Here is a 22,629-nt window from a genome sequence, read left to right on the forward strand (position 1 = left end):
GCCGGCTGCGATGTGCAGTCGGCCTGATTGTGAAGGGGGCGGTTACCTACTCTCCCACTTTCGCAGTACCATCGGCGTGGCGGGGTTTAACTTCTCTGTTCGGAATGGGAAGAGGTGGAACCCCCGCGCTGTCACCACCTTAGTTTTTCTCTTTTTCCTGTCGTCGCCATCTCTAAGGCGACCGGTGTGGTGGAGGAAGCGGACTTCCTGGAAGCTGATACGAGGTCGACTCAATCGAAGCCTCGGACTGTGCACTGCGACCGTCCCGAGGCGGCGTGGCCTGCGGAACCTTTGCATTGAGCACGGGGGACTTGCGTCCCGGAAAGGGTTCGGGCGATTAGTATTGCTCGGCTCTGGACGTTGCCGCCCCTGCACCTGCAACCTATCTACGTCATCGTCTTTGACGGCCCTGTGTGGAAATCTTATCTTGGGGAGGGCTTCGTGCTTAGATGCTTTCAGCACTTATCCTGACCAGACGCGGATACCCGGCGGTGCACCTGGCGGTACAACCGGTAAACCGGAGGTCTGTCCAACACGGTCCTCTCGTACTAGTGTCGGAGCCCCGCAAATTTCCTGCGCCCACAGCAGATAGAGACCGAACTGTCTCACGACGTTCTGAACCCAGCTCGCGTGCCACTTTAATAGGCGAACAGCCTAACCCTTGGGACCTTCTCCAGCCCCGGGATGTGACGAGCCGACATCGAGGTGCCAAACCACTCCGTCGATATGAGCTCTTGGGAGGGATCAGCCTGTTATCCCCGGAGTACCTTTTATCCTTTGAGCGATGGCCCTTCCATGCGGAACCACCGGATCACTATGCTCTAGTTTCCTACCTGTGCGACTTGTGAGTCTCCCAGTCAAGCACCCTTGTGCCATTACACTCTGCGGCCGGTTACCAATCGGCCTGAGGGTACCTTTAGAAGCCTCCGTTACTCTTTTGGAGGCGACCACCCCAGTCAAACTACCCACCAAGCAGTGTCCTCGATTGCCGAGTTAGAGACCAAATGTGCGAAGGTCAGTATTTCAACGTCGGCTCCACAGGGACTGGCGTCCCTGCTTCGCTGCCTCCTGACTATCCTACACATCGCACACCCGGTCACAGTGCTAAGCTGCAGTAAAGGTTCACGGGGTCTTTTCGTCCCGCTGCGGGTAATCGGCATCTTCACCGATACTACAATTTCACCGAGCTCATGGTTGAGACAGTGTCCGGATCATTACACCATTCGTGCAGGTCGGAACTTACCCGACAAGGAATTTCGCTACCTTAGGACCGTTATAGTTACGGCCGCCGTTTACCGGGGCTTCAATTCAACGCTTCTCTTGCGATGACGTCTCCTCTTAACCTTCCGGCACCGGGCAGGTGTCAGGCCATATTCTTCGTCTTTAAACTTTGCATGGCCCTGTGTTTTTGTTAAACAGTTGCCTGGACCTATTCTCTGCGCCCCTCCCGGGGGAGGGGACCCCTTATCCCGAAGTTACGGGGTCAATTTGCCTAGTTCCTTAACCATGATTCACTCGAGCGCCTAAGTATGTTCTACCCGACCACCTGTGTCGGTTTGCGGTACGGGCCCGTCACGGATTGCTTAGCGGGTTTTCTCGGGAGCATGGTTACCACCGCTATCCGCTTGCCCGGGGGCTCGCGGTACTATCCCGTTTCACCAGGCGGCGCGTACTTTACTACGCCGCCTATAGCTACGCGGTTCAACGCACTATTCCGTCAGTGCGCGGGTGTGTCACTTCTCCGTCGCCGCATCGCTCCGCGCCGGGGTGCCGGAATGTTGACCGGCTGTCCATCGGGTCCGCCGTTCGGCTGCCCCTTAGGTCCCGACTGTGCCTGAACCGATTAGCGTTGTTCAGGAACCCTTGGTCTTTCGGCGGGGAGGTTTCTCGCCTCCCTTGTCGTTACTTATACCTACATTTGCTTTTCCGATGCCTCCAGCACGCCTTGCGACGCACCTTCAAGGGCCTACGGAATGCTCCCCTACCAATGCCGCTCTAAGCGACATTCCACGGCTTCGGCAGCGGGCTTATGCCCGATTATTATCCACGCGGGATCACTCGACTAGTGAGCTGTTACGCACTCTTTAAATGAATGGCTGCTTCCAAGCCAACATCCTAGCTGTCAAGGCAATCCCACCTCGTTATGGTCTTCAACTTAGCCCGCATTTGGGGGCCTTGGCCGGTGGTCTGAGTTGTTCCTCTCTCGGACGCGGACCTTAGCACCCGCGCCCTCACTCCCGGGATTCGTGCCGCGGCATTCGGAGTTTGTCAGGACTTGATAGGCGGTGAAGCCCTCGCATCCTATCAGTCGCTCTACCTCCGCGGTACATGTCCCGAGGCTGCACCTAAATGCATTTCGGGGAGTACGAGCTATCTCCAAGTTTGATTGGCCTTTCACTCCTACCCTCAGGTCATCCGAAAGCTTTTCAACGCTTACCGGTTCGGTCCTCCAGATGGTGTTACCCATCCTTCAACCTGCCCGAGGGTAGATCACTTGGTTTCGCGTCCACCTCCGCCGACTCAGCGCCCTGTTAAGACTCGCTTTCGCTTCGGCTCCGTGCGTCCTCGCACTTAGCCTCGCCGGCGATGGTGACTCGTAGGTTCATTATGCAAAAGGCACGCCGTCACCACATTACGTGGCTCCGACCGCTTGTAGGCACATGATTTCAGGGTCTGTTTCACTCCTCTGTTCGAGGTTCTTTTCACCTTTCCCTCACGGTACTGGTTCGCTATCGGTCTCTCGGTAGTGTTTAGCCTTGCGAGATGGTCCTCGCGGATTCACGCAGGATTTCTCGTGTCCCGCGCTACTCAGGTGCCGCCCTTGTCGCGTTCACGCTTTCGGGTACGGGGCTGTCACCCTCTCCGGCCCGGCTTTCCAGCCGGTCCCCCTAGCGTTCGCGCGTCCTTGACGGGCGGTCCTACAACCCCCGGTGCCGCCTCTACGGCCCGGGTTTGGGCTCCTCCGCGTTCGCTCGCCACTACTTGCGGAATCATTGTTATTTTCTCTTCCTCCGGGTATTGAGATGTTTCAGTTCCCCGGGTTCGCCCCCGGCCAGAAGCCGGGTGCCGGAATCGCTTCCGGCGGGTTGCCCCATTCGGAAATCCGCGGATCAATGGGTATTTGCCCCTCCCCGCGGCTTATCGCAGCTTATCACGTCCTTCTTCGCCTCCGAGAGCCAAGGCATCCTTCATGTGCCCTTGTCTCCTTTCCTTAGAGTTTATTTTTTTCGCCTACTCAATCTGTCGCATCGTATATGCATACCTAATGCTTTGATTTCGTCATTTGTTTCACTCGTATCTTGATTCTGATTACTCAGAATCGCTTCCAGCATGTCAATGTCCTCTTCCTTTATCGTAGTCCCTGGCAGAGTTGAACTGCCGACCTCTACATTATCAGTGTAGCGCTCTAACCAACTGAGCTAAGGGACTGCACTTCAACCTCCGTCAAGGAGGATAATGCGTTATATAAAACAATAGACGAAGCAGTACCGAAGGGATTGTCCACTCGGTCGTGCGTTAGCCTCCGTTTTCTCCAGGGGAACCGAGCTCGCGCTCCGCTCCAGAAAGGAGGTGTTCCAGCCGCACCTTCCGGTACGGCTACCTTGTTACGACTTAGCCCCAGTCACCGGTTTTACCCTAGGGCGCTCCTTGCGGCAGCGCACTTCAGGCACCCCCGGCTTCCATGGCTTGACGGGCGGTGTGTACAAGGCCCGGGAACGTATTCACCGCGCCGTGGCTGATGCGCGATTACTAGCGAATCCAGCTTCATGGAGTCGGGTTGCAGACTCCAATCCGAACTGAGACAGGCTTTCGGGTTCCGCTCCCTGTCGCCAGGTGGCTTCCCGCTGTACCTGCCATTGTAACACGTGTGTCGCCCCGGACGTAAGGGCCGTGCTGATTTGACGTCATCCCCGCCTTCCTCGCAGCTTGCGCCGGCAGTCTCGACAGAGTCCTCAGCCTAACCTGTTAGCAACTGTCGATGGGGGTTGCGCTCGTTATGGCACTTAAGCCGACACCTCACGGCACGAGCTGACGACAACCATGCAGCACCTCGACACAGGCTCCGTAGAGCCGACCCCTTTCAGGACCGTTCCTGTGTCGTTTGAGCCCGGGTAAGGTTCCTCGCGTATCATCGAATTAAACCACATGTTCCTCCGCTTGTGCGGGCCCCCGTCAATTCCTTTGAGTTTCACCGTTGCCGGCGTACTCCCCAGGTGGAATACTTAACGCTTTCGCTGTGCCACCCAGGGCTCATTCGCCCCGGACAGCTAGTATTCATCGTTTACTGCGTGGACTACCAGGGTATCTAATCCTGTTCGATACCCACGCTTTCGTGCTTCAGCGTCAGTTGGGCGCCGGTATGCTGCCTTCGCAATCGGAGTTCTGCGTGATATCTATGCATTTCACCGCTACACCACGCATTCCGCATACTTCTCGCCCACTCAAGACCGTCAGTTTCAACGGCGGGCGGAGGTTGAGCCCCCGTATTTTACCGCTGACTTGACAGTCCGCCTACGCACCCTTTAAACCCAATAAATCCGGATAACGCTCGCATCCTCCGTATTACCGCGGCTGCTGGCACGGAGTTAGCCGATGCTTTTTCTTCGGGTACTCTCGACCCCGCCACGCGTGGCGGAATTTGCTCCCCGACAAAAGAGGTTTACAACCCGTAGGGCCGTCATCCCTCACGCGACTTGGCTGGTTCAGGCTCGCGCCCATTGACCAATATTCCTCACTGCTGCCTCCCGTAGGAGTCTGGTCCGTGTCTCAGTACCAGTGTGGGGGACCTTCCTCTCAGAACCCCTAGACATCGTCGCCTTGGTGGGCCGTTGCCCCGCCAACTAGCTAATGTCACGCATGCCCATCCGTTGCCGGAATCGCTTCCTTTGGCCGCAGGGCCATGCAGCCCCGCGGCATTACGCGGTATTAGACGGGATTTCTCCCGATTATCCCCCTGCAACGGGCAGGTCGCATACGCGTTACTCACCCGTGCGCCGGTCGCCGGCGGCAAGGATTGCTCCTCGCCCCGATGCCCCTCGACTTGCATGTGTTAGGCCTGTCGCTAGCGTTCATCCTGAGCCAGGATCAAACTCTTCGTTGTTTGTATCTTTTTTTTATTTTTTCTGTGTCTTGACGGAAACGCTTTCCATCTCGACCCCCTGGCCGGAGTGTTGTGCTATCGCAGAATTGACAGAGTGGCAATCATGTTTAACATGACCCTTCTCTTGTACTACTTCTTGTCTATTGTAATAATTTCAATGTCCTCGCTCTCTCGGGCTTTCCGGGAAAAGCGTTGCAAAGTTACAACGTTTTTTTCATTCCCGCAAACTTTTTATTCAAAATTTTGTTGCCGCCCTTCCGGAGCGTCCCGGCCTCCGCCGGATGACCGCTTTCTCAAAAGCGAGTGCAAAGTTACACCCTTTACCCGTAACCACCAAATTTTTTCGCCACTTTTTTAGCCGAAATCCCAAACAAATTCACAACCACCTGTGAATCAACACCCGCAAAACACAAAAAAAAGATGACCACACATTGAAAGCAGGGTCATCTTTTCTAAATATTTGTGTCGCAAAAAAATCGACAGACTAATTATATTTTCATTCGGTCACCTCGCGGAGCAGAAAAATCTCGGTAGGGAAATGGTCGGAATAGCCATTCAGGAACTCTCCGCGTGAATAAGTACGCAACGGAGTGTCCTTATATTGACCCGAAGGCGTGCGCAGGAATCGCTTGTTAAACACAGTGCATTTCCAATACTGCAGCCCCACATCCTCGCCGTCGACAAGATTTCCCGAGAGGATAATCTGATCAAACAGGTTCCACTTGCCGCGATAGGACAATGTGCCGACACCATGGTCGATGACTCTCCAGAAGGGATTATAGAATCCGTGGGGCTTGGCCTTCTTCATGTCACGCACCGCACCGAGCGACTTGGCACACGACTTGTCGAACGGATCATCGTTCAAGTCGCCCATCACGATTACACCCTGATCGGGGTTTACGGTCCAAAGCGAATCGGCGATATGCTTCGACAGCTCGCCGGCAGCCTCACGCAGGTAGCTCGACTCATCCTGTCCGCCAAGGCGCGAAGGCCAGTGGTTGACAATAAAGCTCATGGGCTTGTCAAGCAACGAACCGGTAACGCACAGCTGGTCGCGAGTACGAAAATCGGGGTTATCGGGAATCACGAGAGTGTGAGCCGTAACATTCTCCACGGCAAAATAGAGCGGATTGTAAAGCAACGCCACATCGATACCGCGAAGGTCGGGCGACTCATGATGTACAATCTGCAATCCCCACGGGTCGCGGCCCTCCTCGGCAAGACGATTGTCGACAGCCTTGACAAGGTCCTCAACCACGCTGCGGTTCTCGACCTCACTGATGCCTATTATGGCAGGCCCGAGCGGAGTTTCGGGTGTAGCCATGGCCGATATGGCTCGCGCAAGGTTGTTGACTTTTTTCCAATATTTGTCGCTATCCCACTTACGGGCACCTTGAGGCGAAAACTCAAGGTCATACTTGCCGTTGGCATTTATCGTGTCAAATAGATTCTCCAAGTTATAGAAGGCGACACCCACGATAAGATATTGCTTATCGGAATCAGACGAAGCGTCACGCTTACCGGCCACGGCATTTAATGCCACAATCAGTGCCAAAAAGGATATGAATATTAGTCGACGCATGATAATGATTATGTATTTTCAATTAAAATCAGACATGAAAACATATTACAAATATATAACATTTCACGCAATCGCGCCAACTTTACCATGCAAAAAGCAACCTCCATGCAGATAATATCGTTACATAATAATATATTAATGTATAGCTAACGGTGATTTTGATGAAAATTCACCGATAATTAGTAACTTTGCATGAATAAACGTTCAATGAACAAACAGATTTGACATGAACATAACCATCATCAACGGCCCAAACCTGAACCTGCTCGGAGTCAGAGAACCGGGAATCTACGGCTCAAGAGGATTTGACTCCTACCTGGAGGAGTTGCGCAAGTTATACCCGCAAGTCGACATAGCCTACTTCCAGAGCAACCACGAGGGCGACATCATAGACAAGCTCCACGAAGTGGGGTTCGGAGCAACCGACGGCGTGGTGCTCAATGCCGGAGCCTACACCCACACCTCGCTCGCCATAGCCGATGCCATATCAGCCATTAATGCGCCGGTGATAGAGGTACATATAAGTAATGTACACGCGCGAGAGGAAGTGCGTCACCACTCGATGATATCGGGAGTGTGCCGAGGAGTCATAGCAGGCTTCGGGCTCGACAGCTACCGACTTGCGTTGGAACACCTCTTAAACAGCCGGCAATAATGCCGAAGCTGTGTCACGCATATTTTTTCAAAATCCTATAATTCACTCTACAATGAACAAATTTACAAAAATAGTAGCCACCATATCGGACCGTCGATGCGACATACCGTTCATTCAGTCGCTCTACGACAACGGCCTCAATGTCGTGAGAATGAATTCGGCACACCTCCAGCTTGAAGGCTTCCGCCGCATAGTCGACAATGTTCGCGCAGTGTCGCCTTCGATAGCCATACTCATGGACACGAAAGGGCCTGAGATACGCACTACGACCAACAAGGACGACCTTACGCTGTCGTTCTCGGCCGGCAACAAAGTGACATTCATCGGCGACCCCAACGGCACCACCGACAATGACACCATATACCTCTCCTACTCCAACATCGCCAACGATATCCGCTCCGGAATGCACCTGCTAATCGACGACGGCGAGCTGGACTTCCTCATCGACAGCATCGACGGATACCAAATATACGCAACAGCGCAGAACGGAGGCGAACTCGGTTCGCGCAAGAGCGTCAACATACCGGGAGCAAGCATAAACCTGCCGTCGCTCACCGAGCGCGACCGCACCAACATAGGATATGCCATAGACCTCGGACTCGACTTCATCGCACACTCATTTGTGCGCAGCGCACAGGACATACGCGACATTCAGGAGATACTTGACTCACGCAACAGCAGCATCAAGATAATCGCCAAAATAGAGAACCAGGAGGGCATCGACAACTTCGACGAGATACTCGACGCCTCCTATGGCATCATGATAGCCCGCGGCGACCTCGGAATCGAAGTCCCGGCCGAACGCATTCCGGGCATACAGAGCTCGCTCATCAACAAGTGCATCCTCAAACACAAGCCGGTGATAGTGGCCACGCAAATGCTTCACTCGATGATAAACAGTCCGCGCCCGACACGCGCCGAAGTGAGCGACATTGCCAATGCAGTAAACCAGCACACCGACGCCCTCATGCTCAGCGGCGAAACGGCCTATGGCAAATATCCCGTAGAGGCGATAGCCACAATGTCGAGAGTAGCCTACGAAGTGGAAAAATCGCTTGCCAACACACGCATCACCCCGACAGTCGAAGCCGATGTCACATCGTTTCTTTCGCGACAGGCGGTAGCCTCATCGGAAACACTCGGCACCAAAGCCATAATAACCGACAGCTACACCGGGCGCACGGCACGCTACATATCATCCTACCGCGGCAGCTACCCCACCCTCGCAATATGCCATCACGAGCATGTGGTAAGATTACTCGCCCTATCCTATGGAGTAATAGCCATGTACCAGCATCGCGCCGAATCATCGCGCCGATACCTAATAACCGGGCTTGAGCACCTGATTGAAGCCGGCTTGCTCACCCGCGAGGACGGCATAGCCTATCTCGGAGGATCATTCGGCGAAGGTCACGGCACATCGTTCCTTGAAATCAACCGCGTAGGGAAAATAATCGAGAACTACTCGTCATTTGAACTACCCAATCTTGAAGAAGCCAACACATGCAATTGACAGTCGACGAATACATATTGTCGCACATCGACCAGGAACCAGCGCACCTGCAGAAGCTCAACCGCGACACACACGTGATGTGCCTCTACGCCAACATGTGTTCGGGGCATCTTCAGGGAAGACTCCTAAAGATGCTCACACGCATGATAAAGCCGAAGCGCTTGCTTGAGCTGGGCACATTCACCGGCTACTCGGCGCTATGCTTCGCCGAAGGGATGCCGGAAGGCGCCGAACTGCACACGGTGGAGATAAACGACGAGCTCGAGGATTTCATACGCCAACGATTTGACGAATCGCCTCAAGCCGGTCAGATACACCTGCACATAGGCGATGCCGAAAAGATAGTGCCGTCGCTCGGAGGCAAGTGGGATCTTGTGTTCATCGACGCCAACAAGCGCAACTATCTCGACTACTACAACCTCGTGCTGCCACATGTCAACGACGGCGGATTCATAATCGCCGACAACACGTTATGGTATGGCAAGGTGGCCGACGAAAGCGCACATGACGCACAGACCGTAGGCATCCTCTCGTTCAATGACTTTGTAGCCGCCGACAACCGCGTCGAGAAGGTGATGCTGCCGTTGCGCGACGGCTTGACGATAATCTACAAGAAGCCTGCCGACAGTTAACATTGCAGCAACCACGAGCGTTATTCATTATAAGAAGTTCAACCAAAAACAGTATATAATCATGGAATCAACCCGTCAAGCAAAAATAGCACGACTCCTTCAGAAGGAGATGAGTGAAATATTCCGTCAGCAGACAGCCAAAACCCACGGCGTCATCGTGTCGGTGAGCGCAGTGCGCGTGTCGCCCGACTTAAGCATAGCTCGAGCTTACCTGTCGGTGTTCCCGTCGGACAAAGCCGCCGAAATGCTCGAAAGCATCAACCGCAGCGCGAAGACAATACGCTACGAGCTGGCACAGAAGGTGCGCTACCAGTTGCGCAAGACACCCGAACTTGCATTCCACCTCGACGACTCGCTCGACTATCTTGAAAACATCGACAACCTCCTGGCAAAGGACCACAAGGAAGACCAGAAGCCCACACAACAGCCCGAGCAGTAAATGTTTACACTCCGAGTCGCCTTACGATACCTTTTCTCCAAGAAAACCCATAGTGCAGTCAATGTCATCTCCCTCATTTCGGTGACCGGGGTGGCTCTGGCATCTATGGCCATTGTGTGCGTGTTGTCGGTGTTCAACGGATTCACCGACCTCGCATCAGATAAGATATCACAGCTGTCGCCCGACCTGCGCATAGAGCCCGTGCGGGGAAAGGCGATTGCCAACGCCGACTCGCTGTGTTCCGTCGTAGCCAATGTCGAGGGCGTCATGACGGCAGCTCCCACAATCGAGGAGCGGGCGCTTGCCATCTACGGGCCTCACCAGATGCCCGTGACTCTTAAAGGCGTCACATCAGACTACGACATACTGACCGGCATACGTGACATAGTGAAGGACGACGGCGACTTCCTGCTTACCGAGGACGACCTCGGCGATTTCGCCACACTGAGCGTAGGTGCCGCCATAAGCCTGGAGGCACATCCCGGATTTGAACAGCAGCTGATGCTCTACGCACCCAAGCGCACTGGAAGGATAAATCCCGCCAATCCGGCAAGCTCGTTCCGCGCCGACTCGCTGCTTGTGGGCGGAGTGTTTCAGGTCGAGCAACCCGAATATGACACCGACCTCATACTCGTGCCAATCGATGTCACGCGAAAGCTTCTCGACTACACCACCGAAGCCACAGCTCTTGAAATCAAATCCGACGACAACATCGAGTCGACCGCATCGCGGCTACGCGAAGCATTAGGCCCCGACTTCAAGGTGAAAAACCGCATGGCTCAGCAAGAGGAGTCGTTCAGGATGATAGCCATCGAAAAGTGGATAACATTCCTGCTGCTCGCATTCATTCTCATCATAGCATCGTTCAATGTCATATCAACACTGTCGATGCTCGTCATCGAGAAGGACGACAACATACGCACCCTCTATTCCCTCGGAGCGTCACGCAACACCATAGCCCGAATATTCCTGCTCGAAGGATGGCTCATATCGCTCCTTGGAGGAGTCATAGGCATCATCGCCGGAGTCATCCTCAGTCTTGCACAACAGTGGGGAGGATTCATCAAGCTCGGAGGCAATCATGACGCAATGTCGATCGACACCTATCCCGTGCGCGTCGAGTGGATCGACCTGCTTGCAGTGCTCGCCCTCGTGGCCCTCATCGGATGGCTCACATCGACCGTCACCTCGATATTCACACGCCGCCAACTCAACCGCAAGAGAGCGTAATGCGACAGCCAAGGCCCTCGACAATAGTTAATATTTATTAAAATTTCGACATAACTCGACAATGCGACACTCCTCAAAAACCGTATAGTTGCATATCGTATAAATAAATCGTATCTTTGCAAATAGATTCGACAACCAGAGGGGGCGACAGTCCCCTCTGATTGTTTATGTAATTCTCACTCAACAATCTCACGATGATAGACAAGCAATTACTTATCGACACCATCCAAGAGGCGATAGCCGATACCGATGTATTTCTCGTAGAGGTACAGGTGAAGCCCGACAACTCAATAATCGTGGAGCTTGACAGCGACACGGCAGTCGACATCGACACCTGCGCCGATCTTACCCGCCGCATCGAGGAAACATTTGACCGCGATGTCGAGGACTACGAGCTTGAGGTGGGTTCGGCAGGACTGACCTCACCGTTCAAGATACGCCGCCAATATGTAAAAAACATCGGCAACGAGGTGGAAGTGCTCACCGGCGACGGCCGCAAGCTCAAAGGCGTGCTCACCGAGGTGGGCGACGACGACTTCACCATCGAGGTACCCCGCAAGGTCAAGGAGCCCGGACAAAAACGCCCCGTCATCGTGAACGAGCCCTTGAAAATGAAATTTACCGATAACAAATACGTGAAATATTTAATACAATTCAAATAAGATTACCCCTATGGCTAAGAAAGAGGAAACCACCAACATGGTGGAACGATTTGCCGAATTTAAGGAGCTTAAGCATATCGACAAGACAACGATGATCTCCGTGCTTGAGGAGTCATTTCGCAATGTGTTGGCCAAGATGTTTGGCACCGATGAAAACCTCGATGTAATCATGAACCCCGACAAGGGCGATGTACAGATATTCCAGAACCTCGAAGTCGTTCCCGACGGAGAGGTGACGAATCCCTATACCCAAATCTCGCTCAGCGATGCACGCGCCGACCAGAACCCCGAAGTGGAGATTGGCGAAGAGCACACCCGCGAGATCATATTCGAGAAGTTCGGCCGCCGCGCAATCCTGAACCTTCGCCAGACTCTTCAGTCCAAGATTCTCGACTTGCAGAAAGAGGCCATCTACTCGCAGTTCAAGGGACGCGAAGGCGACCTCGTGTCAGGCGAAGTTTATCAGACCTGGAGCAAAGAAACCCTCCTCATCGACTCAGAGGAAAACGAGCTTCTTCTTCCCAAGAGCGAAGCCATTCCCGGCGACTTCTTCCGCAAAGGCGAAACAGTGCGCGCCGTCATCCTTCGCGTCGACAACAAGAACAACAACATCCGCATCACCGTATCGCGCACATCCGACGAATTCCTGCGCCGCCTCTTTGAGCTTGAGGTTCCCGAAATACACGACGGCCTCATCAACATACGCGCCGTGGCACGCATCCCCGGCGAACGCGCCAAGATAGCCGTAGAGAGCTACGACGACCGCATCGACCCCGTAGGAGCATGCGTAGGCGTCAAGGGCTCACGCATCCACGGCATCGTGCGTGAATTGCGCAACGAAAACATCGATGTAATCAACTATACATCCAATCCCGAACTATTCATCCAGCGAGCTCTCAGCCCCGCCAAGATATCGTCGATCAGGCTCAACACTGAGGAGAAACGCGCCGAAGTGTTCCTCCGTCCCGAGGAAGTGCCTCTTGCAATCGGTAAGGGCGCCCTTAACATCAAGCTCGCTTCAAAACTCACCGGCTACGTAATCGATGTATATCGCGACACCGGCGAGGAGTTCAACGACGACATCTATCTCGACGAGTTCAAGGACGAAATCGACGGATGGGTCATCGACGCACTCAAGAACATCGGATGCATCACCGCCAAAAACGTGCTTGCAATGCCGCGTGACCTTCTCATCGAGAAGGCCGACCTTGAAGAGGACACCGTTGATCAGGTGATTTCCATCCTCAAGGCTGAATTTGAAGACTAAATTTCGACAACCCCCTTTTCACATATATGGCGAGAATAAAGATAAGCAAAGTAGCAAAAGATTTAAACATTGCCCTTCCCACAGTAATTGAATTTCTTCAATCCAAGGGCATCAACATCGACATGAATCCCAATTCACGTATCGATGAGGATGCTTACAACCTGTTGGTAGCGGCTTACAGCAGCGATAAAGCTCAAAAGAGCAAGTCGGAGAAGCTCTCGTCCGACCGCCAGAAAGAGAGAGCGGTAAAACCCGAACCCAAAGCCGAGCCCGAGGCTAAGGAGATAAAAATCCCCACAACCACAATCAAGCCCAAGGTAGTGGGACACATCGACCTTGACGCTCACGGTAAGCCCGTAAAGAAATCGGAGCCCGAGCCCAAGGCTGTAGAAACTCCCAAGCCCGAACCCAAGGCTGAACCTAAACCTGAGCCCAAGCCTCAGCCCCAACCCGAGGTAATCAAGCCCGAGCCTAAGGCTGTAGAAACGCCCAAACCCGAGCCCAAGGTTGAACCGAAGCCCGAGCCCAAGCCCCAACCTAAAGCCGAGCCCAAGCCCGAAAAGCCCGAACCCGCTGCAAAGCCCGTTCAGGAGCCTCGTGCCGAGGTAAAGCCCGAAGCTCCCAAGCCCGAGATGAAAAAAGCCGAAGCTCCCGCGCCCAAAGAAGAGCCCAAGCCTCAGCCCCAGAAGGAGCCGGTTCAGGATGAGCCCGCAGCCTCCGACGATGTGTTCACAATGGAGCGCACCGTTTCAGGTCCTCAGCTCAACGTAATCGGAAAAATCGACTTGTCGGCCATCAACCAGCAGACTCGTCCCAAGAAAAAGAGCAAGGAAGAGCGTCGCAACGAGCGTATAGCCAAGGATCGTGCAGCCCAGAACGCCCAGGGTGGTGCAGGTGCACAGCAGTCGGGCGACCGCAAAAAGCGTCGTCGCATCGGCAAGGAGAAGGTCGACATCGAAAAGACATCCAACCAGCAGCCCTCACAGCGTGGCGGTGATTCGGAAAAAGGACAAGGGGGAGGTTCTCGCCACGAACGCAACCGTGAGCGCGACAGAGATCGCGAACGCGACCGTGAATGCGAACGCGAAAGAGCGCCCAAATCCAAGGAGCGCAACAAGCGACCCATCCACGCCGAAGCCAATGAGGAGGATGTTCAGAAGCAGGTAAAAGAAGTGCTTGCACGCCTCACCAACAAGGACAAAGGCCAGAAGAAAGGCGCGAAGTGGCGTAAGGAAAAACGCGAGGCCTTCCAGTCACGCGAGCGCGAAGCTGCCGAAATGGAAGCAGCTGAGAGCAAGGTGCTGAAGCTCACTGAATTTGTTACAGCCAACGACCTCGCTGTAATGATGGATGTACCCATCAACAACGTAATCGCAACGTGCATGAATCTCGGCGTAATGGTGTCGATAAACCAGCGCCTTGATGCCGAAACCATAAACATTGTGGCCGAGGAGTTTGGCTACAAGACCGAATACGTTTCAGCCGAAGTGGTTGAAGCCATACATCAGGAAGAGGATGATGAGGACAACCTTACCACCCGTCCGCCGATTGTCACCGTAATGGGACACGTGGACCACGGTAAGACCTCGCTGCTCGACTACATCCGCAACGCCAACGTGATTGCAGGCGAGGCCGGAGGTATAACCCAGCACATCGGAGCCTACAATGTCAAGCTCGGCGACGGCCGACGCGTTACATTCCTTGACACACCCGGTCACGAAGCGTTTACCGCCATGCGTGCCCGCGGAGCCAAGGTCACCGACTTGTGTATTATCATCGTCGCAGCCGACGACAACGTGATGCCCCAGACCGTTGAGGCCATCAACCACGCATCGGCAGCAGGCGTGCCTATAGTATTTGCCATCAACAAGATTGATAAGCCCACCGCCAATCCCGACAAGATCAAGGAGGAGCTCGCAGCCATGAACTACCTCGTTGAGGATTGGGGCGGAAAATACCAGTCGCAGGACATCTCGGCCAAGAAGGGCCTCGGAGTCGACGAACTCATGGAGAAAGTGCTCCTTGAAGCCGAAATGCTCGACCTTAAAGCCAATCCCGACCGTCCCGCAACAGGCTCAATCATCGAGTCGTCGCTCGACAAGGGTCGCGGTTACGTAGCCACAGTGCTTGTCCAGAACGGAACTCTCCACGTTGGCGACATAATCCTTGCCGGAACTCACTTCGGAAAGGTGAAAGCTATGTTCAACGAGCGTAACCAGCGCATAAAGGAGGCCGGTCCGGCAGTTCCCGCACTTGTACTCGGTCTTAACGGAGCACCCACCGCAGGCGACACATTCAATGTAATGGCCACCGAGCAGGAAGCCCGCGAAATAGCCAACAAGCGCGAACAGCTTCAGCGCGAACTCGGACTACGCACCAACAAGCGTACAACCCTCGAGGAGATTGGCCGTCGTCGCGCCATAGGCAACTTCCACGAGCTCAACATCATCGTCAAGGGCGATGTCGACGGTTCGATTGAGGCCCTGTCCGATTCACTCATCAAGCTTTCGACCGAAGAGGTACAGATCAACGTGCTTCACAAGGCTGTGGGCGAGATTTCGGAAAGCGATGTCACTCTTGCTGCGGCATCCGACGCTATCATCATCGGCTTCCAGGTGCGTCCCTCACAGGCCGCCCGTCGTGCCGCCGAGCGTGAAGGCGTTGAAATACGACTCTATTCGGTTATCTATCAAGCCATCGAGGAGGTCAAGGACGCAATGGCCGGAATGCTTGCACCCGAGCTTAAGGAAGAGGTGCTCGGTACTGCCGAAGTATTGCAGACCTACCACATCTCCAAGGTGGGCACAATCGCCGGAGCAATCGTGCGCGAAGGAAAAATCAAGCGTTCTTGCAAGGTGCGCCTGATTCGCGAAGGTATCGTGCGCTACACCGGCGAGCTCGGCTCTCTGAAACGCTTCAAGGACGATGTAAAGGAAGTGCTTACGGGTTATGACTGCGGTCTAAGCATAGCAGGCTACAACGATCTTCAGGAAGGCGACTTCATTGAAGCGTTTGAGGAAGTTGAAGTAAAGAAGCAACTCTAATCTTGCATAAAGTCTACATAAACATAGGTTCCAATCAGGGCGATCGCGAAACTGCAATCGGCAGGGCGGTCGCCCTGATTGAGCATTTATGCGGTTCTCCCGCAAGGCGCTCGCCCATCATCGAAAGCGACCCGTGGGGCTACAAGTCGTCCAACCGATTCATGAACATGGGCATCGTGATCATGACCTCCATGCCACCTGAAAAAATGCTCAAGTCGCTGCTCGACATAGAGAAGTCGATATCCTCGGCATCGCATCGCGACGGGAGCGGCAACTATGTCGACCGCATAATCGACATCGACCTCATAGCCTACGACGACCTCATAATCGACTCCGAATCGCTGACGCTTCCACATCCCCGCATGCACCTCAGGGAGTTTGTACTGCGTCCTCTCGCACTTCTGTGGCCCGATTGGCGGCATCCGATTCTCGACCTCACAGCACAGGAATTGCTCGATTCAATGACCTCATTGTAGCTTCGCGACATTATGGGGTGAAATCGAAGCATCCCCCACACTATCTTTGCAGGCACAACCACCAACTACTGTTCTGCAATGAAAACACACATTCCCATCGCCGTAATAGCCACAATGGAGATAGCCACTCCGTTAAAAGCCAAAGAGGCCGTAAGCCACTTCACCATCGCCGAGCTCTCACGAAGCACCATCGCACTGCGCCATGGCATTGACAACACTCCCCCTCCCGAAGCGGTGCTCAACATGCAGCGCCTCATCGACAATGTTCTCGAGCCTGCGCGAAACCTGCTACAGAAACAGATAATCGTCAACAGCGGATATCGGTGCTCGAGGCTCAACTCCATGGTGGGCGGTGCGAAACGCTCCTATCACCTTAGCGGCCGGGCGGCCGACATAACCACAGGCAATATCGACGACAATCGACGACTCTTGGAGATACTGTCGCAACTCCCGCATGTCGAATTGATTTCGGAGCACGGGGGACTATGGATTCATGTCGCCTTTTAACAAAAGTTAAGAATCTATTGTAATTTTGAACACACTTAAAATTGTCGTTAGTGATAAATTTACTAACTTAGCAAAATCGAATACCAAATTTTTATATCATGACCGACAATCACAGATATTGCGTGATAATGTGTGGCGGTATCGGCAGCCGCTTTTGGCCATATAGCCGTACTGACCGTCCAAAACAATTTATCGACTTTTTCGGCACCGGTCGCTCTCTTCTCCAAATGAGTTACGACCGAATATCGCCGTTAGTACCTAAGGAAAACATCATAATCGTCACCAACAGCCACTATGCACCGCTGGTGAAAGAACAGCTTCCCGAACTTAACGACGACCAGATTCTTCTTGAACCCGCCCGTCGAAACACAGCCCCCTGCATTGCCTGGGCAGCCTACCACATCGCAGCCCGCGACCCTCAGGCATCAATGATCGTTACACCGAGCGACCATCTCATTACCCGCGACGCTGAATTTGAAAAGTCAATCAGGCTCGGATTCAACTTCGTGGAGAAGCACGATGCACTCCTCACCCTCGGCATAAAGCCTACGCGCCCCGAAACCGGCTACGGATACATTCAAATCGGACAGCCTGTCGAGGATGATGTGTTGAAAGTAAAGACATTTACCGAGAAACCCGACCTCGACTTGGCAAAAGTGTTTGTCGAGAGTGGCGAATTTTTCTGGAACTCGGGAATATTCCTGTGGAGTGTGAAATCGATTCTTGAGGCACTGCACAACTACGCCCCCGACCTCACCTCGACATTTGACCACGGATTGGCTGCTTTCGGCACTCCCGAAGAGAATGCCTTCATACAACGCGAATTCCCCGGATGTGTAAACATCTCCATCGACTACGCCGTCATGGAACGCGCCTCCAACGTTTACGTAGAGTGTGTCGACTTCGGCTGGTCGGATCTCGGCACATGGAGCGCCCTGTATGAAAATTCGCCCAAAAACCGCGACTCAAATGTGGTTCAGAACTGTCAGGTTCTCGCCTATAACTCCTCGGGCAACATATTCGCCGTGCCCGGCAACAAACTCGTTGTCGTAAACGGATTGCATGATTATGTCGTGGCCGATGCCGGCGATGTACTGCTCGTGTGCCCCAAGTCGGAGGAGCAGCACATCAAGCAATATGTCAACGATGTGAAGCTATCCTATAAGGACAAGTATCTCTAATCATACCGCTCACTATCCATCCCAACCAATAAAGAGGCTCGGAGTCCTTTAGATTGTATATACAGGACTCCGGGCCTCAACAATTAAAATCCCTATCTGTCGGGAATAAAAATCCGCAAAATATAACGCTAAAGTGTGATTATACCGTCACAACATAGCCCGGTTGACTACTATAAAAAGTTAACCGGGCTATTTTTTCATTCATTATCCTCTGTAGTATAAAAAAGCTTTTGTATTTTTGCTAATTAAAGTTTAACTGTCGAATGAGCAAGAACATAGAACCTCCGGCACCAAATACCGAAAAATGGACTGAAATAACCCTGCTTCCCGAGTGGGAGGAGGAGTATTATCTCGTGTACACCGCCAAAAAGCACGGCAAATGGGTAATGCTGAAGACGCTAAAACCGGAATTTGCCGACAAGCCGGAATTTCAGGCCATGATTGAAAAGGAGTTTGATGTGCGCTACAATCTTTCCCATCCGAGCATAGTGATGATCAACGACTTCGAGGATGTCCCCGGACTCGGCCGATGCATAATCACCGACGATGTCTACGGCGACTCACTGCGCAAGCTCATCAACGAAGGCAAGGTGACCCCCGCGATAATCGACAAGCTGCGACACGAGCTCGTCGATGCAATGGAGTATATACAGAACAACCATATCGTACACCACCCGATACGCCCCGAAACAATCATTTTCACCGAAAATATCGGCAATCTGAAACTGATTGATGTAGGATTTGACCAGCTCCGTCATCTCGAACCCGCCGATGCGTCGGAGGACATATACAATTACGGTCTTGTGCTTAACGAGGCGCTCGACAACATCGACACAAAGTATCCGGCTCTGCGCAAGATAGCACAGCGTTGTGCCGATCCCGACCCCAAGAAGCGTTATCAAGATGTACAGGATCTGCATCTTGCCCTTGAGCATCGCTCGAGCAATCAGCTCTACATCCTGCTCATAGCGTTCATGGCGGCAATGATAGTGATTCTTGCATGGCTCAACATACGTCGACCCAAACCCGACGGCTACACTACTCCTCAACAAAATGTTGAGCAGGTTATGCCCGCCAACACTTCGTCAGATAAATAATATTCTCGAAAACGACTATAAAACATATATATGGCTGTAGAAATACGCGAAATAACCCCGACAAAAAGCAATCTGAAAAAATATACAAAATTCGGAATCGACCTTTACAAGGACAACGACTACTATGTGCCGCCGTTGATAATGGACGATGTCGAAACATTGTCGCCCGACAAGAATCCGGCATTCGATTACTGCAAGGCTAAGTCATGGATGGCCTATCGTGACGGAAAGCCCGTAGGACGAATAACCGGCATAATCAACACCGTTGTCAACGAACGCACCGGCAGTCGTGACCTTCGATTCGGATTTCTCGACTTCATCGACGACGAGGAAGTTGTCGACGCCCTTTTTGACGCGCTTGCCCAATGGGGCCGCAGTCAGGGACTCACATCAATGGTGGGCCCGATGGGCTTCAGCGACATGGATCATGAAGGAATGTTGACCGAGGGATTTGACGAACTCGGCACCATGGCCACCATCTACAACTCCCCCTACTATCCGCGACACATGGAGCGCATGGGCTTCCACAAGGATGCCGAGTGGGTGGAGTATCGCATGACTGTTCCCGACAAAATCCCGGAGAAGATGCTGCGTGTAGCCGAAATCGTGAAAAAGAAATATGGCGTGCGCACCATCAAGTACACATCGGCCAAGAAAATCAAGGAGGAGTACGGCGTGGCGCTGTTTGAGCTTATAAACGAAGCCTACGACCAACTCTACGGTTACTCGCCGCTGTCACAGAAGCAGATTGAATATTACATCGACATATATCTCCCCATACTTCGTCTTGAGAATGTGTGCCTCATCGTCGACAGCGACGACAAGCTCATAGGTGTAGGCATCTCGATTCCATCGATGTCACGCGCTTTGCAGAAAGGACGCGGACGACTCTTCCCCACAGGCTGGCTTCATCTGCTTAAAGCGATGTATATGCACAACGATGTTGTCGACCTGCTGCTCGTGGCCGTCAAGCCCGAATATCAGAGCAAAGGAGTCAACGCACTACTTTTCGCCGACTTGCTTCCCGTCTACATCAAAAACGGATACCGCTGGGCCGAAAGCAACCCGGAGTTGGCCGACAACGAGAATGTGCAGCTGCAATGGCAATACTTCGAGCGCCGACAGCATCGCCGTCGCGCGGCATTCCGCAAGGATATTAAGAACCGGTTCGACAATAAATATTAACGGCTCTTAAATAGGATAGAAGTAGATTGTCTGGGAGGTGAAGGTATCATATAGTTCAAGCTCCATATCGGGCGTGAAGTCCCATTGATAGTTCCATTCATCCTCAATGAAGTAGATATTCAGATACCAGTCATCATAGTCCCATGTGAATTCGACGACATCGCCGTCGTAATAGTTGGTGTAGTAGCCCGAACCGTTTGAGAAGAAAGTGAATCCGGTGGCTCCGCTATCTTGAATCCATGAGCCCAGGAACGGGGCATCGGCGGGGTCATATTCCACATCATCGCATGAAGAGAGTCCTACGGCTAAGAATGCCATAACAAGGCTAAGAAGGAATGTCTTGGTCTTTGTCATTATTGCTGTGTAAAAAGTTTAAATTAGTGCAAATTTATAGAATTTAAACAAATTTACCGTACCTTTGTTGAAATAGTCTGAAATTTTAGTATGAGTGTCACCTCATTGATCAAGCCGGTTTTCATGCGACGCGTAAAGGCTGCACGCTACAACGCGACGCACACCGAGGCTGTGCAGCGCCAACAGCTGGCATGGCTTCTGAGTCGCGCGTCACGCACCGAAACAGGCCGCCGTTACGGATTTGACGCCATGTCGTCCTACGAGGATTTTGCCGCCAAAGTGCCCGTAATCGAATACCCCGACATGCGTCACAACGTAGAGCGCATGATACAAGGGGAGCGTGACATCCTGTGGCCCGGAGCTACGACACATTTCGCACAGTCATCGGGCACTTCCGACGGAAAAAGCAAATACATCCCCATAACGGCCGACTCCTTCAAGCTCACCCACTATCGCGGCGGATTTGATGTCGTGGCACACTATCTCAGCCTCTACCCCGACAGCCGCATATTCGACGGAAAGAGCTTCATTCTCGGAGGAAGCTATGCCAACGAGCTGACACTTCCCCGCGGAGTTGTGGTAGGCGACCTTTCGGCCAACCTCATCGACCGTATAAACCCGTTGGTCAATCTCGTGAGAGTGCCATCCAAGCGTGTCGCCCTCATGAAGGAGTGGAACGAAAAGCTTCCGGCGCTTGTCGAAGCCTCGATGCACGAAAACATCACCAACATATCGGGTGTGCCCTCATGGTTCATGACCGTTATAAAGAGCATCATCGAGCGAACAGGAGCCGACACCATTCACGATGTGTGGCCCAATCTCGAAGTGTTTTTCCACGGAGGAATATCATTTGAGCCCTATCGCGAACAGTATGCCCGGATAACCGACCCGTCACGCATGCGTTATCTCGAAACCTACAATGCGTCCGAAGGGTTCTTCGCCCTCCAGAACGACATCGACGACCACGCCATGATGCTGCTTCTCGACCTCGCCACATTCTACGAGTTCATCCCCATCGACCAGACCGGCATTCCGTTCCCCGAGGCACTTCCGGCATGGAAAGTCGAGCCGGGTCACACCTACGCACTGGCAATCACATCGTGCAACGGATTGTGGCGTTATGCAATCGGCGACACGGTGACCGTAGAGAGTGTCGAGCCGCTCAAAATAACCATCGCGGGACGCGTCAAGCACTTCATCAACGCATTCGGCGAGGAGCTTATGGTACATAACGCCGACGCAGCCATTGCCCGCACATGCCATGATCTCGACTGCTCGATAGCCAACTACACGGCCGCTCCCGTCTATGCCGGCGACCACACCCGAGGCCGTCACGAGTGGCTCATCGAGTTCAACCGCCGACCGGCCGACATGAATCAGTTTGCCGCACTCCTCGACAAAAACCTGCAGGCCGAGAACTCCGACTATCAGGCCAAACGCACCGACGGCCTCTTCCTCGACCCGCTCACTGTAATCGAAGCCCGAAAAGGACTCTTTGACTCATGGCTTGCCTCGACCGGAAAGCTCGGCGGACAGCGCAAGGTGCCGCGACTGAGCAACGACCGTCACTTCATCGAACCCATGCTGAAATTCAACAACGACAACAAATAATTACCAATTAGTAGTGGTGCGATAAAAATCTTACCACTGTTATTAAAATATTAATATTTAGTCAAATACAAGAGAACATTGATTTTTTGATTT

The 22,629-nt window shown here is 53.1% G+C and carries 16 protein-coding genes, 1 tRNA gene and 3 rRNA genes; 14 read left to right on the forward strand and 6 right to left on the reverse strand.

Annotated elements, in window-relative coordinates; translation table 11 throughout:
• Positions 1 to 33: 33 nt before the first annotated feature.
• The 5 genes from rrf to E7746_RS12120 all read right to left on the reverse strand — a co-directional run bounded on the left by rrf (position 34) and on the right by E7746_RS12120 (position 6,683).
• A 5S ribosomal RNA gene (gene rrf, locus E7746_RS12100) occupies positions 34 to 142 on the reverse strand.
• Positions 143 to 317: 175 nt separating this feature from the next.
• A 23S ribosomal RNA gene (locus E7746_RS12105) occupies positions 318 to 3,212 on the reverse strand.
• 143 nt (positions 3,213 to 3,355) lie between these two features.
• Positions 3,356 to 3,429, reverse strand: a tRNA-Ile gene (locus tag E7746_RS12110).
• Positions 3,430 to 3,563: 134 nt separating this feature from the next.
• Positions 3,564 to 5,101 (reverse strand): 16S ribosomal RNA (locus E7746_RS12115).
• Together the 16S, 23S and 5S rRNA genes with 1 tRNA gene alongside form the textbook arrangement of a ribosomal RNA operon.
• Before the next feature lie 496 nt (positions 5,102 to 5,597).
• Positions 5,598 to 6,683 (reverse strand): endonuclease/exonuclease/phosphatase family protein, encoded by a 1,086-nt coding sequence (locus E7746_RS12120; protein ID WP_238337185.1) that lies wholly within the window; start codon positions 6,681 to 6,683, stop codon positions 5,598 to 5,600.
• A 226-nt stretch (positions 6,684 to 6,909) separates the two neighbouring features.
• Between E7746_RS12120 and aroQ the strand changes: the two genes are divergently transcribed.
• From aroQ to E7746_RS12185, 13 genes are all read left to right on the forward strand, one after another.
• Entirely contained in the window at positions 6,910 to 7,338 is a 429-nt protein-coding gene (gene aroQ, locus E7746_RS12125) for a type II 3-dehydroquinate dehydratase (RefSeq protein ID WP_136410974.1), read from the forward strand.
• 52 nt (positions 7,339 to 7,390) lie between these two features.
• The gene (gene pyk / locus E7746_RS12130) at positions 7,391 to 8,851 is read left to right on the forward strand and encodes a pyruvate kinase (protein WP_136410975.1); all 1,461 of its coding nucleotides are present in this window, start codon (positions 7,391 to 7,393) and stop codon (positions 8,849 to 8,851) included.
• The gene (locus tag E7746_RS12135) at positions 8,848 to 9,483 is read left to right on the forward strand and encodes an O-methyltransferase (RefSeq protein ID WP_136411353.1); all 636 of its coding nucleotides are present in this window, start codon (positions 8,848 to 8,850) and stop codon (positions 9,481 to 9,483) included. The genes pyk and E7746_RS12135 overlap by 4 nt, the downstream gene beginning before the upstream one ends.
• Before the next feature lie 61 nt (positions 9,484 to 9,544).
• Positions 9,545 to 9,922, forward strand: a complete 378-nt coding sequence (gene rbfA, locus E7746_RS12140) for a 30S ribosome-binding factor RbfA (protein ID WP_136410976.1) — start codon at positions 9,545 to 9,547, stop codon at positions 9,920 to 9,922.
• Complete coding sequence (locus tag E7746_RS12145) at positions 9,923 to 11,152, forward strand: FtsX-like permease family protein (RefSeq protein ID WP_136410977.1); 1,230 nt, start codon at positions 9,923 to 9,925, stop codon at positions 11,150 to 11,152.
• A 194-nt stretch (positions 11,153 to 11,346) separates the two neighbouring features.
• Positions 11,347 to 11,814: a ribosome assembly cofactor RimP gene (gene rimP / locus E7746_RS12150; protein WP_123394711.1), complete on the forward strand. Its 468-nt coding sequence runs from the start codon at positions 11,347 to 11,349 to the stop codon at positions 11,812 to 11,814.
• Between the two features lie 10 nt (positions 11,815 to 11,824).
• A complete protein-coding gene (gene nusA, locus E7746_RS12155; RefSeq protein ID WP_123394712.1) occupies positions 11,825 to 13,081 on the forward strand; it encodes a transcription termination factor NusA in 1,257 nt (418 codons plus the stop codon).
• Positions 13,082 to 13,107: 26 nt separating this feature from the next.
• Complete coding sequence (gene infB, locus E7746_RS12160; RefSeq protein ID WP_136410978.1) at positions 13,108 to 16,125, forward strand: translation initiation factor IF-2; 3,018 nt, start codon at positions 13,108 to 13,110, stop codon at positions 16,123 to 16,125.
• 2 nt (positions 16,126 to 16,127) lie between these two features.
• A complete protein-coding gene (gene folK / locus E7746_RS12165) occupies positions 16,128 to 16,601 on the forward strand; it encodes a 2-amino-4-hydroxy-6-hydroxymethyldihydropteridine diphosphokinase (RefSeq protein ID WP_168184382.1) in 474 nt (157 codons plus the stop codon).
• Between the two features lie 78 nt (positions 16,602 to 16,679).
• Positions 16,680 to 17,108 carry a D-Ala-D-Ala carboxypeptidase family metallohydrolase gene (locus E7746_RS12170; protein ID WP_238337186.1) on the forward strand — a complete coding sequence of 143 codons (429 nt, stop codon included), beginning with the start codon at positions 16,680 to 16,682 and terminating at the stop codon, positions 17,106 to 17,108.
• A 98-nt stretch (positions 17,109 to 17,206) separates the two neighbouring features.
• Positions 17,207 to 18,289, forward strand: a complete 1,083-nt coding sequence (locus E7746_RS12175) for a mannose-1-phosphate guanylyltransferase (protein WP_136410980.1) — start codon at positions 17,207 to 17,209, stop codon at positions 18,287 to 18,289.
• Between the two features lie 263 nt (positions 18,290 to 18,552).
• Positions 18,553 to 19,386, forward strand: coding sequence for a protein kinase domain-containing protein (locus E7746_RS12180; RefSeq protein WP_136410981.1), 834 nt, complete (start codon positions 18,553 to 18,555; stop codon positions 19,384 to 19,386).
• A gap of 30 nt (positions 19,387 to 19,416) precedes the next feature.
• Entirely contained in the window at positions 19,417 to 20,571 is a 1,155-nt protein-coding gene (locus E7746_RS12185) for an N-acetyltransferase (protein WP_136410982.1), read from the forward strand.
• 6 nt (positions 20,572 to 20,577) lie between these two features.
• Here E7746_RS12185 and E7746_RS12190 read toward each other — a convergent pair whose 3' ends face one another.
• Positions 20,578 to 20,925 (reverse strand): hypothetical protein, encoded by a 348-nt coding sequence (locus E7746_RS12190; RefSeq protein ID WP_136410983.1) that lies wholly within the window; start codon positions 20,923 to 20,925, stop codon positions 20,578 to 20,580.
• A gap of 90 nt (positions 20,926 to 21,015) precedes the next feature.
• Here E7746_RS12190 and E7746_RS12195 point away from each other — a divergent pair, with 90 nt between their 5' ends.
• Entirely contained in the window at positions 21,016 to 22,536 is a 1,521-nt protein-coding gene (locus E7746_RS12195; protein ID WP_136410984.1) for a GH3 auxin-responsive promoter family protein, read from the forward strand.
• Positions 22,537 to 22,629: the final 93 nt, after the last annotated feature.

Source organism: Muribaculum gordoncarteri (assembly GCF_004803695.1).
GTDB lineage: Bacteria > Bacteroidota > Bacteroidia > Bacteroidales > Muribaculaceae > Muribaculum > Muribaculum gordoncarteri.

Coding starts and splice junctions, on each gene's coding strand:
- E7746_RS12120 (WP_238337185.1), bottom strand. CDS start 6,683: ATGCGTCGACTAATATTCATATCCTTTTTGGCACTGATTGTGGCATTA.
- aroQ (WP_136410974.1), top strand. CDS start 6,910: ATGAACATAACCATCATCAACGGCCCAAACCTGAACCTGCTCGGAGTC.
- pyk (WP_136410975.1), top strand. CDS start 7,391: ATGAACAAATTTACAAAAATAGTAGCCACCATATCGGACCGTCGATGC.
- rbfA (WP_136410976.1), top strand. CDS start 9,545: ATGGAATCAACCCGTCAAGCAAAAATAGCACGACTCCTTCAGAAGGAG.
- E7746_RS12145 (WP_136410977.1), top strand. CDS start 9,923: ATGTTTACACTCCGAGTCGCCTTACGATACCTTTTCTCCAAGAAAACC.
- rimP (WP_123394711.1), top strand. CDS start 11,347: ATGATAGACAAGCAATTACTTATCGACACCATCCAAGAGGCGATAGCC.
- nusA (WP_123394712.1), top strand. CDS start 11,825: ATGGCTAAGAAAGAGGAAACCACCAACATGGTGGAACGATTTGCCGAA.
- infB (WP_136410978.1), top strand. CDS start 13,108: ATGGCGAGAATAAAGATAAGCAAAGTAGCAAAAGATTTAAACATTGCC.
- E7746_RS12170 (WP_238337186.1), top strand. CDS start 16,680: ATGAAAACACACATTCCCATCGCCGTAATAGCCACAATGGAGATAGCC.
- E7746_RS12175 (WP_136410980.1), top strand. CDS start 17,207: ATGACCGACAATCACAGATATTGCGTGATAATGTGTGGCGGTATCGGC.
- E7746_RS12180 (WP_136410981.1), top strand. CDS start 18,553: ATGAGCAAGAACATAGAACCTCCGGCACCAAATACCGAAAAATGGACT.
- E7746_RS12185 (WP_136410982.1), top strand. CDS start 19,417: ATGGCTGTAGAAATACGCGAAATAACCCCGACAAAAAGCAATCTGAAA.
- E7746_RS12190 (WP_136410983.1), bottom strand. CDS start 20,925: ATGACAAAGACCAAGACATTCCTTCTTAGCCTTGTTATGGCATTCTTA.
- E7746_RS12195 (WP_136410984.1), top strand. CDS start 21,016: ATGAGTGTCACCTCATTGATCAAGCCGGTTTTCATGCGACGCGTAAAG.